General features: G+C 39.4%; 17 protein-coding genes. 13 read left to right on the forward strand and 4 right to left on the reverse strand.

Features of this window, described 5'->3' with window-relative positions:
* Positions 1–106: 106 nt before the first annotated feature.
* A complete protein-coding gene (safA, locus tag G8O30_RS15095) occupies positions 107–724 on the reverse strand; it encodes a SafA/ExsA family spore coat assembly protein (protein WP_239672842.1) in 618 nt (205 codons plus the stop codon).
* 191 nt (positions 725–915) lie between these two features.
* Here safA and G8O30_RS16165 point away from each other — a divergent pair, with 191 nt between their 5' ends.
* Positions 916–1,050: an Lmo0850 family protein gene (locus G8O30_RS16165; protein ID WP_275576497.1), complete on the forward strand. Its 135-nt coding sequence runs from the start codon at positions 916–918 to the stop codon at positions 1,048–1,050.
* A gap of 25 nt (positions 1,051–1,075) precedes the next feature.
* Here the strand turns inward: G8O30_RS16165 and G8O30_RS15100 are convergent, their stop codons facing one another.
* Positions 1,076–1,654, reverse strand: coding sequence for a YqaA family protein (locus tag G8O30_RS15100; RefSeq protein WP_239672843.1), 579 nt, complete (start codon positions 1,652–1,654; stop codon positions 1,076–1,078).
* A 569-nt stretch (positions 1,655–2,223) separates the two neighbouring features.
* Between G8O30_RS15100 and G8O30_RS15105 the strand changes: the two genes are divergently transcribed.
* The gene (locus G8O30_RS15105; protein ID WP_239672844.1) at positions 2,224–2,541 is read left to right on the forward strand and encodes a hypothetical protein; all 318 of its coding nucleotides are present in this window, start codon (positions 2,224–2,226) and stop codon (positions 2,539–2,541) included.
* Here G8O30_RS15105 and G8O30_RS15110 read toward each other — a convergent pair.
* Positions 2,538–3,881 (reverse strand): hemolysin family protein, encoded by a 1,344-nt coding sequence (locus G8O30_RS15110; RefSeq protein WP_239674577.1) that lies wholly within the window; start codon positions 3,879–3,881, stop codon positions 2,538–2,540. The two genes, G8O30_RS15105 and G8O30_RS15110, sit on opposite strands and share 4 nt — an antisense overlap.
* Before the next feature lie 510 nt (positions 3,882–4,391).
* Here G8O30_RS15110 and G8O30_RS15115 point away from each other — a divergent pair.
* Positions 4,392–5,135, forward strand: a complete 744-nt coding sequence (locus G8O30_RS15115; RefSeq protein ID WP_239672845.1) for a hypothetical protein — start codon at positions 4,392–4,394, stop codon at positions 5,133–5,135.
* A 70-nt stretch (positions 5,136–5,205) separates the two neighbouring features.
* On the opposite strand, the gene G8O30_RS15120 is transcribed toward G8O30_RS15115, so the two are convergent.
* Positions 5,206–5,886, reverse strand: a complete 681-nt coding sequence (locus G8O30_RS15120) for a Crp/Fnr family transcriptional regulator (RefSeq protein WP_239672846.1) — start codon at positions 5,884–5,886, stop codon at positions 5,206–5,208.
* Positions 5,887–6,011: 125 nt separating this feature from the next.
* On the opposite strand from G8O30_RS15120, the gene G8O30_RS15125 reads away from it, so the two are divergent.
* The 10 genes from G8O30_RS15125 (at position 6,012) to G8O30_RS15170 (ending at position 14,159) form a co-directional block, all read left to right on the forward strand.
* Positions 6,012–6,239 carry a glutaredoxin family protein gene (locus G8O30_RS15125; protein WP_275576540.1) on the forward strand — a complete coding sequence of 76 codons (228 nt, stop codon included), beginning with the start codon at positions 6,012–6,014 and terminating at the stop codon, positions 6,237–6,239.
* Positions 6,240–6,279: 40 nt separating this feature from the next.
* On the forward strand, positions 6,280–6,708 hold the full coding sequence (locus tag G8O30_RS15130; protein WP_239672848.1) for an OsmC family protein: 429 nt from the start codon (positions 6,280–6,282) through the stop codon (positions 6,706–6,708).
* A 250-nt stretch (positions 6,709–6,958) separates the two neighbouring features.
* Positions 6,959–8,170, forward strand: a complete 1,212-nt coding sequence (locus G8O30_RS15135) for an ABC transporter substrate-binding protein (RefSeq protein ID WP_239672849.1) — start codon at positions 6,959–6,961, stop codon at positions 8,168–8,170.
* The gene (locus tag G8O30_RS15140) at positions 8,157–9,017 is read left to right on the forward strand and encodes an ABC transporter permease (RefSeq protein ID WP_239672850.1); all 861 of its coding nucleotides are present in this window, start codon (positions 8,157–8,159) and stop codon (positions 9,015–9,017) included. Before G8O30_RS15135 ends, G8O30_RS15140 begins: the two co-directional genes overlap by 14 nt.
* Positions 9,014–9,808 carry an ABC transporter permease gene (locus tag G8O30_RS15145; RefSeq protein WP_239672851.1) on the forward strand — a complete coding sequence of 265 codons (795 nt, stop codon included), beginning with the start codon at positions 9,014–9,016 and terminating at the stop codon, positions 9,806–9,808. Before G8O30_RS15140 ends, G8O30_RS15145 begins: the two co-directional genes overlap by 4 nt.
* Positions 9,805–10,758 (forward strand): ABC transporter ATP-binding protein, encoded by a 954-nt coding sequence (locus tag G8O30_RS15150; RefSeq protein ID WP_239672852.1) that lies wholly within the window; start codon positions 9,805–9,807, stop codon positions 10,756–10,758. Before G8O30_RS15145 ends, G8O30_RS15150 begins: the two co-directional genes overlap by 4 nt.
* Positions 10,755–11,384, forward strand: coding sequence for a TVP38/TMEM64 family protein (locus G8O30_RS15155; protein WP_239672853.1), 630 nt, complete (start codon positions 10,755–10,757; stop codon positions 11,382–11,384). The genes G8O30_RS15150 and G8O30_RS15155 overlap by 4 nt, the downstream gene beginning before the upstream one ends.
* 15 nt (positions 11,385–11,399) lie before the next feature.
* Entirely contained in the window at positions 11,400–11,981 is a 582-nt protein-coding gene (locus tag G8O30_RS15160) for a CDP-alcohol phosphatidyltransferase family protein (protein ID WP_239672854.1), read from the forward strand.
* Between the two features lie 15 nt (positions 11,982–11,996).
* Positions 11,997–13,421 carry a dihydrolipoyl dehydrogenase family protein gene (locus G8O30_RS15165; protein ID WP_239672855.1) on the forward strand — a complete coding sequence of 475 codons (1,425 nt, stop codon included), beginning with the start codon at positions 11,997–11,999 and terminating at the stop codon, positions 13,419–13,421.
* A gap of 180 nt (positions 13,422–13,601) precedes the next feature.
* Complete coding sequence (locus tag G8O30_RS15170; protein ID WP_239672856.1) at positions 13,602–14,159, forward strand: TetR/AcrR family transcriptional regulator; 558 nt, start codon at positions 13,602–13,604, stop codon at positions 14,157–14,159.
* Position 14,160: the final 1 nt, after the last annotated feature.

The following is a 14,160-nucleotide window of genomic DNA, read 5'->3' on the forward strand; positions in this document are numbered from 1 at the left end:
GAGAGAATGGTGTAAATTGCGAAAATAATTGAAACCTTTTTACTTGTGAAACGTCATATAAATAGAAAACAGCTCTAAAAATTAGAGCTGTTTATATCTCCTTTATTTATTTAGAAATGAACATTTGTGTCCAGTAATGAGTGTAAGAACCACCCTTGGCATAACCAACACCAATGTGCGTGTATCCACTGCTCAAGATGTTTTTACGGTGTCCAGGCGAGTTCATCCAATCACGCACTACTTCAGCAGCTGTCGGCTGACCAGCAGCAATATTTTCTCCAGCAGAACGGTAAGAAACGTTAAAGTTTCTCATCATGTCAAACGGAGAACCGTATGTAGGGCTCGTATGAGAAAAATAGTTGTTGTCTCTCATATCTGCTGATTTGTAGCGAGCAACACGGGCTACTTGCCAATCTTGCTTCAAGGCAGGAAGACCCTGTTTTTGGCGCTCTACATTAGTAAGTCTTACAACTTCTGATTCCACGGACTTTGTTCCTTCGATAGTAGGAATTGTCACGCGATCTCCAGGATAGATTAAATTTGGATTGGAGAACTGGGTATTAGCGGAAATGATTTCAGATAAGCCAATCTGAAAACGTTGAGAAATCTTCCACAGAGTGTCACCGGAACGTACCGTATAAACTTCCTCGGCATGAGTGACAGTAGTAATCAGACCAAATGACAATAGTAACAGAGAGACAATAGAAAAAAGTTTTGTTTTCATAATGGTAGAATGTGTAGCTTTTTTCCATTTTATTCGCGATTTTTATAAAATTTGTTACAGACTTATCAAATTTAGATGTCAATATGCTATATATGCTATACACAGCAGATAGTAAGGGTTACGATATAAATATAAGAGCAGAAGTCAACGTAAATAGTTCGATACATATATACTCAAAAGAGGTGATTCAAATGAAACCTAGTCATGACAAGATGGTCCATTTAATCAAAAAGTTAACAAAAGTCGGAGTTAAAATACAAAAAACAAAATCACGTTCTGAGTTACAAACAAACTTAAAAAAAGATCTAAGTATTCCTTCTAATTAATAAAAAAACCGTCTGACATAATTGTCTAGACGGTTTTTCTTTTCTTCATAAGTGTATATGCAATAAAGCCAATGACAATCACAATTCCGCCAATTAAAGTAACTAACGTAAAGTTTTCTTCCATAAACACCTTTGCTTGAGCTCCCATGGTAACAATTAAAGCAGCTTCCAAAAAGAAACGAGCGCCACGGCCGATAATAGACCAAACCACAAGTGTAGAAAGCTTCATCTTAGAGACCCCAGCAGAAATAGTAAATACTTTGTATGGGATGGGTGTAAATGCTGCAACCAAAATAGCTACAGGACCATATTTCTCAAAAAGTTCTTCTACTTTTAAAATACTAGATTCTTTAAATAGTTTGAGTAAAATAGGTCTTCCTAATTTCTTTCCTATCACCCAACCAAGAATGGCTCCTAAAACAGACGCAACGGTTGTCCAAAGTGCATACCACCAAGCGTTCTCAGGAGATGCAAGTGAAATTGGAATAAGTAATACATCAGGTGGAATAGGGAAAAAGGAAGAATCCGCAAAAGACACGAAAATTAAACCCCAAACGCCATACTCCATTAGCCAAGCTTCTATCGCATGAATCATTTCAGACATGTTAAATCTCCTTGTATACGTTTGTTTAGTAAATCTCCTTGAGTATACCATGAAAAAAGGAAGGGGAGTTACTGTGAACTAAAATGTAGGTGGCAATTTTGTGGCGGCAAAAGCGGTTAAGCAGATAGCTGGGGTCAGGGTTACGTGCGGCAAAAGCGCTTAAGCCGCGGGAGGTAGGGTGAGTTTTATGCGGCAAGTCGGAGAAGCCGCAGTAGGGAGGGGAGGTTGCAAGGGGCAAAAGCGCTTAAGCCGTGGGAGATAAGGTGTATTTTATGCGGCAAGTCGGTGAAGCCGAAGTAGAGAGGAGAGATTGCATGGGGCAAAAGCGCTTAAGCCGTGGGAGGTAGGGTGAGTTTTATGCGGCAAGTCGGTGAAGCCGCAGTGGGGATGAGAGATTGCATGGGGCAAAAGCGCTTAAGCCGTGGGAAGTAGGGTGAGTTTTATGCGGCAAGTCGGTGAAGCCGCAGTAGAGAGGAGAGATTGCATGGGGCAAAAGCGCTTAAGGCGAGGGAAGGGGAATGAGTTTTATACGGCAAGTCGGTGAAGCCGCAGTAGAGAGGGGAGGTTACGTGCGGCAAAAGCGCTTAAGCCGAGGGAAGGGGAGGCTTTTCAAGGCGACAAACGGCGGAAGCCGCCAGGAAGAGAAACGATTCAAGGCGACAAACGGCGTAAGCCGCCAGAAAGAGAAACGAATCAAGGCGACAAACGGCGGAAGCCGCCAGAAGGGGAAACAATTCAAGGCGACAAACGGCGGAAGCCGCCAGAAGGGGAAACAATTCAAGGCGACAAACGGCGGAAGCCGCCAAAAAGGCCACCACCCCTCCACACAAAAAAGCCCCAAGGCAAGTAAACTCACCTTAGGGCTGCAGCATTATCATTTCACTTAATTAGAAAGTACTTCTGCACCTGTATTCTGATTTGTAGTAGTTGGCATCGTCTTGACTTCAACAGTAGACTCATCTTCTTGTTCCACTCGTCTAACTTCCACATACTTGATCTGGTGTTCATCCATTTCTTTTACGATAAATTCCACATCTTCAAATCGAATAATGTCACTTCCTTGCGACTCGTATTGATGAGTTAACACCCATCCACCTAGCGTATCTACGTCTGAATCGTCAAGGGAAGTACCAAGTAATTCATTTACTTCTGAAACCAATACCTTTCCATCAATAACGTAATGATCTTTTTCAATCGTTTGTACCAATGGCACTTCATCTGCATCGAACTCATCTCGGATTTCTCCAACGATTTCCTCAATGATATCTTCCACGGTTACTAACCCGGAAGTACCACCGTACTCATCCGAAAGAATTGCCATGTGCACTCGCTCGCGTTGTAGACGAACAAGGAGCTCGTTGATTGGAATAGAGTCAATTACACGAATGATAGGTCGGATATACGGTTCAAAACTCGTAATTTTCTTACCTTCCATGACATCAATAAAGATCTGCTTTACATTAATCATCCCAATAATGTGGTCTTTGTCACCGTCCATCACAGGATAACGGGTATAACGTTCTTCTTTAGCTAGCTGCAAGAACGTTTCCATTGTATCATTTTTATCTAATGTAACAATCTCTGTTCGAGGTACCATAATCTCTTTAGCAATACGATCATCGAATTCAAAGATTTTGTTCACATATTTAAACTCAGATTGATTGATTTCGCCACTCCTATAGCTTTCTGTCACAATTAGTCGTAACTCTTCTTCTGTATGAGCAATATCATGTTCTGAAATATTCTTTAGACCAAATAATCTCACAACAAAACGAGCTGATCCGTTCAGTAACCAAATGATCGGATACATTAAACGGTAGAAGAAGATTAAAGGCTTTGATAAAAGTAACGTTAATCGCTCTGCTTTTTGGATCGCTACTGTTTTTGGTGCTAGTTCTCCGATAACCACGTGTAAAAACGTAATAACCGTAAAAGCTATAGCTATAGAAATAACATGACTAAGATTTTCTGAGATTCCTAGACTAGCTAATGGTCCACCTAATAAATCAGCTACAGTAGATTCTCCAATCCAACCTAGTGCCAGTGCAGTAATGGTGATACCTAATTGACAAGCAGATAAATACTCATCAAGATTAGAAATTACTCGTTTGGCTGATCTCGCGAGTGGATGACCTTCCTCCACAAGTTGATCAATACGTGAAGATCTTACCTTTACGATTGCAAACTCTGATGCGACGAAAAATGCAGTCAAACCGATAAAAATCATCACCAACACTAGGTTCAATATACTGGGACTGTCCAAATAGTTTCCCGACTATCCTAGTTAGAATAGCCGGAGTCACCTCCTGTTTTTTCTGGAATTAAATTTTCTCGTTCTCCAGATTCTGAGGCGTTAAGGATCCGCTTGAAAAAGGAAGAACGAGGTCTTGCGCGCTGGAAATTCTGCTACTAATTACAGTTGGTTGGAATTGAAGCGTCAATACCCCATCCTACCACCCCTTTCAACATGTAGAGTAATAACTATTATAAAAGTGTAAGAGAATTACGTCAAACAAAGGTCAAATAACTTTATAGTACCTTATTGTATGAAAGCTTAGTAAAAAGCATGATTAAAAGATGAAAAAAGGTAAAAATTGAAACTTTTTACCTGTTAATTCGTCTAACATAAGGGGTATATATAGGAAAATATTTATTTTTACAAGATGGCTGTTTTTCGTTTTTCCATTGTATAATCAATGGGAGAGACACCAAGAATGAAACATAAGGAGGGAAAGAGATGAGTGCGTTTCAATCGAACCAACAAATTACCATTCATCTAGACAACACACAATCTGCAGCCGAGTTAAGAGGCGTATATTTTTATGAATGGATGCAAGCTTGGAAAACTCCAAAGCACCTTCTCTTCTTAAAGCACCCTCTTGGACAAGCACACATTAATCTTCATACATATTTAGAATTTTGGGATAAAGAAGATACCCAACAGTATTTGCAAACGCCTAAAAAGGTAGAGACGGAATTATGTTGGACAGACTTCAAAGATGAAGAGCAGTTGAATAACTTAGCGCCTCAAGAGGTGGCTGAGTTGCTGTATCTTGGACATAGAATGATTCCCTTACACCAACCTTTCTTTTCTAAATTAGGTAACAGTATTGTTTATCTAAGTAGAGAAGATGGAGAGCAATCTACTATTTTTATGAAAGAGTCTAAAGATTTCTTTACTTCCCTAGGAATTTTATTATCCAATAAGATGTCTTTAATGAAATTGGATTCTACTTTGTTAGGTATTAAACGAAAAAAAGAATTGCCACCTATTCCATCAACAGTGCTTATGACGTTTGCTACACTATGGGAGGAAGGTCTTTTAATAGACTTAGAAAAAATTGAATCTACTCGAGGGAAAATTGAACTTCCACTATTTTTACTGGTAGACGACGATGCGAGTAATATAGAAGAAACTACAGTAAGAGGAAAAATCATCTATGACCGTAAGTCTAAGGAATGGATGGCTTATGTCTTATAAGTAACGAATAAAGGGCTAAGACGAAACAGGTACAGTTTTGTCTTAGCCCTATTTGCTTTTTTAAGAAGTTCTATAAGCTATCTAATAATCTGTTTGCTTCATCGATATGGATAGAGAACTTTAATCCTTTCTTCACTAATCCTTCTTTTTTAAATTGACTCATGATCGAGCTAGTCGTTTCACGTGAAGATCCGACCATATTAGCGATGTCCTGATGAGTCAATTTCATATTAATCGATTGCCAATGATTTTTTCGTTTTCCGGTTTTTTCGCTTAATTTAACAAGCAAGTAAAGTATTCTGTACTTCACATCTCCAAGAGCAATTTTTTCACTCATGCTGTAAATTTCTTTTAAACGTGTAGAAAGGATATTGATTAGCTTAAGGGCAATCTTGGGGTTATTTTCAATAAACTTTTCAAACTCTGTTTTACTAATAATGCACAAGTACGTTTCTGTCATTGCCTCTGCGTATGTATCGTCATCTGTCAACGAAAGGGTGGAAGTTTCTCCGAAAATATTACCATCAATTAAAACATCAATAGTGAACTGTTTACCTGAAGGGTTTATTTTATACAATTTCACTTGCCCTTTTTTTAGTAAGAATAAAGCTTCAATCGGTTTGTCAGGGGAGAAGATAATAGTCCCTTTAGGAACAGGTCTCATCTCGCTTAATTCATCAATAATATGTAATTCTTCCATTGGTAATTCATCAAATAAGCTTATTTGAGACAGTAAAAATAATTTATCCATGCTATTCTCCTTCATTAACCTTCTAAAATTAAAGTGTAACCTATCTTACAGATTATTTATTAAGCATTGAGGTACATTATGGATGTAGAAAAGAGAGGTGAGACAAAACGTCTAAGCTTTATATAATTGATGGATGCTCCAAATGCAAAGTAATGAGAGATTGGCTTATGGAAAAGGAGATACCTTTTGAAGAAGTGAACATTCTCCAAGTAATGAATGCAAGAAACGAACTATTTCGTATAATTGGAGAAATCTCTATCCCAGTATGGTGGGATAAAACTTCCAACTCAATTGTAACGTATCAAGATATTAAAACAAAAATGTATGATTCAAAAAGTAGTGTTATTCACTAATATAAGATAGCTTACATTATAAAAATAAGGAGTGACCTTAATGATTGAAAAAATAACTGCAGTATCTAAAGGAATGTACACAGAAGGAATCTCTCATAATCATAAGGTTGTTATTGATGAACCGGCTAATATGGGCGGAACAGATAAAGGAGCCAACCCTTTAGCTACATTACTTGTATCATTAGTAGGTTGTGAAAACGCGATTGCGAACTTTGTAGCAAAGGAAATAGAGTTTGACTTGCAAGGAATTGACTTTGAAGTAAGTGGTGAAATTAACCCTAAAGGGATGATGGGTGATAAATCAGTACGTCCTTATTTCCAAAAGATTTCTGTAAGAGCAACTGTGCATACATCTGAAACGCAAGAACGAGTAGATGAATTACAACGAATAGTTGATGAAAGATGCCCTATTTACACAACAATGGTAGCGGCAGACGTAGAAATGGTTCCTACTTGGACAAAAGCATAATAGAGAAGAATCCTGAGATTATATTCTCAGGATTCCCTTTATCTTTCTATTATAGGCCTCAAAACATTATCGCAAAAAGAGATTACAGTTACGATAAAGTTTTGAGAGCTATAATAGTGGTACATTAAATTTTGTAGAAAACAAAATACTTATGGTACGTTGAATGCAGGAATTGATCTAAACATACATTTAATTCGTATACTTCAATGAGTCTACTGGCACTGCAAAAAACCTACAGGAGGAACACTTTGTGAAAAAAATCATCACTTTATGCCTTTCCGCACTGATCCTAGTGGGATGTTCCAACACACAATCTTATTCTCCAACCGAGGTTCAACAAATGAGTTGGACAGAAGTAAAAGAAGCTGCTTCCGGTCAAGAAGTTCGCATGTTCCTTTGGGGTGGCGATGAAGGGATAAATCGTTATATCGATGAATACATGAAACCGCGCCTAGAAAAGCATGGCATTACAATTAAGAGAATTCCGATGGACACGCCTGAAATTCTTCAAAAGCTCCAAACGGAAAAGGAAGCTGGAAAGAAGGCAGGGACGATTGACTTAGTCTGGATCAATGGCGAGAATTTTGCCTTAGCGAAAGAAGAAGAATTACTATACGGCCCCTTCTTAGAGACACTCCCAGTCTATGAATCTAACTATGCTCCGTCAAAAGATCAGTTTTCCATTGATTTTGGACAGACGGTTGATGGTCTAGAAGCTCCATGGGGGAAAGTTCAATTTGTTTTTCAATACGACGAAAAGAACGTCCAACGTCCACCTGCGTCCCTGGTGGAGCTGGACCAATGGATAAAAGAAAACCCTGGGAAATTTACGTTTCCAGACCCATCTGATTTCACTGGTAACGCATTTCTGCGACATCTTCTTTACGACGCAGTAGGCTTGGAGAAACTACAAAACGGTACCCCAGAAGAAGTCATAGAGGAAGCATGGCCAATAATGATGGAACGTTTAGAAGAGTGGCAACCTAACTTGTGGAGAAAAGGGGAAACGTATCCAACTAGTTTAGAAGAATTAGATCGCCTATACGCACAAGGTGAGGTATGGATGTCTATGGGGTACAATGAAGCTAGAGCGGAACATTTCATGGAAAAAGGTATTTTCCCTGAAACAACGAAAACGTTTGTATTAGAAGAAGGTTCGATTGGTAACCATCACTATTTGGCGATACCAACTAATTCTCCTAATATCCCAGCAAGTTTAGTTGCTATTAACGAATTTCTTTCCGTTGACGCACAATTAGAGAAACTCCGCCCTACGTATTGGGGAGAAAATACCCCTTTAAACGTAGAGTCGTTAAAGCCAGAAGAAAAGAGTAAATTGGAATCTATCTATAGAGGGGAAAGCGTCCTTCCTGCAGAGGAACTAGAGGAAGTATTTCAACCGGAAGTAGATGCGGCTTACGTTACATTAATTGAAGAGAAGTGGAACAATGAACGAAAATAATAAGAAAAGTAGGGGCTGGCTCTGGTTAGCCCCTTCTATTTTCATTATCGGTATATTAAGTACAGCTGGTTTCTTAAAAGCACTACAAAACAGCCTAGCTGCAAATCAACATCCGCTTATGTATTATATGGAACTGTACCAGAATCCAGTATTTTTGAAGTCACTAGGGTTCACAATATGGATTACACTAGTATCTACTATTCTCTCCATTCTTATTGGCTGGGGAATTTGCAAAGTGACCGTCCCTTATTTAAAGAAAGCATCTAATAGACTCATCATATGGATTCCAATGATGTTTCCACACTTTGTTTGGGCTTACATGGTCTATTTACTAGTAAATCCTAGTGGTGTCATATCTATTACGTTAGTTGAAATCGGTTTAGTAGAAAACAGAGAATCGTTTCCATTGTTAGTACAGGACAAGTGGGGAATTGGAACAATTATTACTTACGTTTGGAAAGAGGTTCCTTTTGTTATTTTAATGTTACTACCAGCATATGTAGAAATGGATACGAGATACAAAGAACAAGCGTCTTTACTGGGTGCTTCTAAATGGAAGGTATTTAAAATCGCAGAGCTCCCATGGATTGCCCCTACTCTTTTAGAGATTTTACTTATCTTAGTCGCTTTTATCTTTGTTGGATATGAAGTGCCTGCTTTAGTAGGTTCCTCAGAACAAAAAGCGCTTGGTGTTTTACTATTTGATTGGTTTTACGGCGGCAATGTTGCTAATCGTCCACTTGGCTATGCGCTAGCTGTCAGCTTAACCATAACAATGGGAATCATGGCTTGGTTTGGCTTTAGGAAAGCAAGAACGATGCGACAAAGGTTGGTGAATAGTGCATGAGAACACCTACAAATATTTGGTTCTTTGCGGTTCTAGGCAGTATTTTTCCGCTGCTTCTACTCGTTTGGAAAAGTTTTACCGGGTTTTTAACCTTTGGAGAACTGGATGTGTCAGATTGGACCATACGAGGATACCGAACGATTTTTCAAGATGTTTTATTAATAGAAGCATTGTGGACTACCATTTACATTACCTTTCTTGTCATCTGGATTACGTTAGTGTGTGCCTTTTTAGCAGGACGAGTATTAGCATTTAAAGAGTGGAAAGGGAAGAGTGCGATCGAATTGCTCTTATTTTCTCCCTTACTACTGCCTGTTATCGCAATCGCAATAGGTTTACAAATAATCTTAATTAAAATGGGGATTGCTGATACCATACTCGGAGTGGTGATAATTCACTTACTACCTACGTTACCTTATGCCATTACTATGATGCGTTCAGGAATGGAGAGAATGGGACAGAAGTGGAGAGAGCAAGGGATGTTGTTGCATCCGTCCAATGCTAGAACCCTTTTCCTCATTGAACTACCAATGCTATTGCCGACTATTCGAAGTATCGTCTTTTTAACAACCGTCATTAGCTTAAGTCAGTATGCGCTAACGGCAATCATTGGTGGAGGAAATGTGATTACGTTAGCTCTGATCTTTTTTCCATACGCTAATTCCATTGATGATACGATGGTGACGGCGTTTGCCTTGTTATTTGCGCTACTACCAATCTTCTTCTTTTTACTGCACGAACTATTATTTCGGATACTCTTCTCAACGTTGAAAAAGAGGTGGTTAACATGAGCTATGTAGAAGTGAGCAATATTACTAAAACAGTAAAAGATAAAAATCTTTTAGAAAACGTCTCTTTTACAATAGAAAAAGGAGAGATTATCAGTTTACTAGGTTCATCAGGAGCTGGGAAGACAACGCTCCTTCGCGTTTTAGCTGGATTAGAATCGGTAACATCGGGGAACATCCTAATTAACGGGCAAGACGTCACCACTATACCCGCACAAGAACGTGGTGTAGGTATGGTGTTTCAACAACCACTATTATTTCCACAGTTAACAGTCGGAGAGAATATTGCTTTTGCCATGCAAGCTTCTAAGAAAAAGACCCGATCTGTGAAAGAGTGGTTAGAAGCAGTCGGATTACAAAGCTATGAAACGGTTTACCCGAACACGTTATCTGGTGGGCAACAACAACGAGTAGCATTCGTTCGTTCTTTGGCAGCATCGCCGTCTCTATTACTGTTAGATGAACCTTTTAGTGCGCTTGATCCATCTACAAGAGAAGATTTACGGCTATGGTTACGAACGTTTCTTAAAGAGCAGCAAACAACTGCCATCTTTGTGACACATGATATGGAGGAAGGAACTATTATTGGAGACAAAATCGCTTGGGTCGAAGAAGGACAAGTGGTGCAAGTGGGTACATCGGAAGAACTAAAAGAAAAGCCAAAACATGAGCAAATTTTAAAGTCTTTGGGAGAAGGTATTCCGTTACCCACTGGTGGCTTTATTCGTCAAAAACACCTTATGTGGGATACCACACCCCCAACCAACACACATTTTGCGGGTAATGTAATACGAACCATTGCAAAAGAAGAAGGAATATATGCATACATCCAAGTAGCAGAACTTGACGCCAATGTTTTAGTAAAAGGTATAAGGTTGGAAGAAGGTCAAAAAGGCTATCTTACGTTTCCAAAAGAAGCTGTAGAATTTTTAGAGAAGGACGATAACGGATGAAAAAAATTTTCCTATTAAGTATTGTTATTGTGGTAGCAATTTTGTTTTACTTTCTATTTCCACACATTCAAGATATCTCCCCAACAGCTATTAAAAACTGGTTACAATCGTTTGGGATTTGGGCTCCAGTCATCTTTGTCGTTGCCTATACGTTTCGTCCGCTTATTCTTTTTCCAGCCTCCATCCTTTCCTTGACCGCTGGATTAGTGTTTGGAGCTTGGCTAGGGTGGCTCCTAATCATCCTTGGTGCGATGGGAAGTAGTGCAGTTGCATATGGGATGACGTACGGTGGTTTGGGGAAATTTTTAAAAATTGATCCTTTGCAAAAGTTCCCTAATTTCCAGAAGAAGCTGGACGAACAGGGATTCTGGTACATTTTTTGGATAAGGTTAATCCCAGTAGTCCACTTTGATCTGATTGGTTATGTAGCGGGTGCAACCCGAGTACCATTCTGGAATTTCATGCTGGCAACATTCCTAGGAATACTGCCAGGCACTTTCGTTTATAGTTTTTTAGGCTCTTCTTTTACCTCTGGAGACTGGTCAACTATTCTATTAGCTGTTGTATTGTTTTTCCTTGTGACGGTTATACCGATAGTAATCCAAAGAAAGTGGAAAAAAGTATAAGATCGGAGAAAGAAAATGTTAGACACACATGCAAGAAAATATGTTCAACCAATTTTCACATACAGTGCCAAATGGCTTTTAAAATTAGGGCTATCAGCCAATCAAGTAACAGTAATAGCATTTATTATTGGCTCCTATACAGGTTTCTTCATTTATTGGGATATGCCATTTATCGCATTGTTTGCTCTGTGGTTTTCCGGATTTCTAGATGTAGTAGATGGCAGTATGGCACGCCTAACAAAGCCGTCTCCATTCGGTACAGTAATGGATGTAACGTTTGATCGAATAGTAGAAATCAGTGTCATCCTAGGACTGGCATTTCGCTATCCAGACGTCATGTGGGCACTTTTATTACTAAGTGTTTCCATCATCGTTTCCATGACCATCTTCTTAACTGTAGGAGCAGTGACAGAAAAGCAAGGAATGAAATCATTCTATTATCAAGCTGGAATAGCCGAGCGAACGGAAGGGTTTGTTTTATTCAGCATCATGATTTTATTCCCTTCTATTTTACTGTGGTCAACGCTACTATTTTTTGCAATCGAACTATTCACAGGAATGCAGCGTTTCTTAGAAGCAAAAAAGATATTGTCGTAACGGGGGAGATATAGCATGTATGACATCATAGTTATTGGTGGAGGAGCAGCAGGTTTAACAGTTGCAGCAGGAGCAAGTTCTCTGGGTGCGAAGGTAGCACTAGTAGAGAAGTCAAAACTTCTCGGAGGAGACTGTCTACATTTCGGATGTGTTCCTTCCAAAGCCCTAATTTCTATTGCAAATCAAGTGGCAGAAGCCAGGAAGACTACCAAGTTTGGAATGGATGTGTCCGGAGATATTAATGTAGAAAAAGTGATGGAACAAGTACAAAGCTCTATCCGTACCATTCAAGAACACGATGATCCAGACCGCTTTGAAAAGCTAGGTGTAGATGTTCTCTTTGGAGCGGCAAGCTTTATCACGTCTACGAAAATAAAAGTCGGAGAAAGTAAGACAATAGAAGGAAAAAGAGTGGTGGTAGCAACTGGTTCAAGTCCATTTATTCCGCCAATAGAAGGTTTAAAAGACATTCATTACTGGACGAATGAGACAGTTTTCACCATGAAACAACTACCAAAGCGTCTTCTAGTCATCGGTGGAGGAGCTATTGGGATGGAATTGTCTCAAGCATTTGCTAGACTAGGAAGCGAAGTCACGCTAGTAGAAAGAGGTAAAACGCTAGGAAAGACTGGTGACAAGGAATTGGTGGGGAAAGTAACAGAGCTTTTAGAGCGAGAAATGACTGTGTTTACTTCAACAGATGTGGAGAAGATATCTACCACCAATGAAGGGAAAATAATTGCTCTACGTGATCAAACCACTACTTTCACTCTTGAGGTTGATGAAATTATTGTTGCTGCTGGTCGTAAACCAAACACGAGAGAACTTAACCTCGATGGAGTTGGCGTAAAGGTGGACGAAAGAGGACATATATTAATAGACCGATATGGTCGTAGTTCCATTCCAACGATCTTTGGAATTGGTGATGTCAACGGTCAATATGGCTTTACGCATGCTGCTGGAATGGAAGGAAAAGCAGTGGTGCAAACTGCCGTATTAGGAATACCATCTAAGCTATCGTACGAATCTTTCCCTTGGATTACTTTTACGGATCCGGAGTGGTTCCAAATGGGGTTAACAGAAGAGAGTGCCGTGCAACGTTTTGGAAAAGAGAATATCAACATTTATAAATCGTCCTTGGATGAGGTGGACCGTTTTATCGCTGAGCACCGTACAGAAGGAATCGTCAAAATGATTACGAAAAAAGACGGAACGATTATTGGTGCCCATGCACTTGGAGTGGGAGCGGGTGATTGGATGCAGACAGTTGTGTACGCTGTACAAAAAAAACAGAAGATAGGCTCCCTTTCCAGAATGATCTATCCATATCCGAATCGTGCGGGTGCAGTCCAAAAAACATCCGACTTATATTGGAGAGAAAAACTATTTAACGGTCCTTTTACCAAGATAACAAAGAAATATATTCAGTGGTTTAGATAGTTATAGCCTATCGGTTGTTACAGCCGGTAGGTTATTTTGTTATGTGACCAGTAACAACTCATCGTCAGCCTCGTGGTGTGGCCTGCATTTAGAGGAATCTCCTTTCATTGACAGAAAAGTCATAGCGACGTATAGTATGCGTATACTAACTAACGTTCGTTAGGTAAATGAGGTGTAACGATGTCAAAGCAAACAGTTATCACAGAAGCGATGAGACTTTTCGCTGAGAAAGGGTATGACGGTGCTTCTTTATCCATGATTGCCAAAGCAGCTGGGATGAAGACCCCTTCTTTATATGCGCATGTGGAGTCGAAAGATGATTTGTTCTTAACAGCTTTTTCCGAAGTAATGAAAAAAGAAGAAGAGACGATGAAACGGGCGATGAAGGATCAACGAGGAAAAGAACGCTTAAAAGCCATATTTACATTTTACACGGATCCGAATGGTAGGGAACTAGAGCGTGCTTTTTATCTACGAGCATTATTTTTCCCGCCAGAGCATTTAGAAAAAGATATTAAACAGATGGTTATTCATGTGGAAACGATGATGTCGCATGAATTAGTGCAAACGTTAAGGGAACTAGAGTTATTGGTTCTAGAAGAAAATTGGATTCATTCTTTCTACGCATTGATGGATGGTTTGCTTTTAGAACAGAGACTGTATGAAGATGAAGAACTTCAACAACGTATTGTATCAGCTTGGGCGACGTTAGAAGCATTACTTAAGGAGGAAAAATGAG

Origin of the sequence: Mangrovibacillus cuniculi (assembly GCF_015482585.1) — a bacterium.
Taxonomy (GTDB): domain Bacteria; phylum Bacillota; class Bacilli; order Bacillales; family R1DC41; genus Mangrovibacillus; species Mangrovibacillus cuniculi.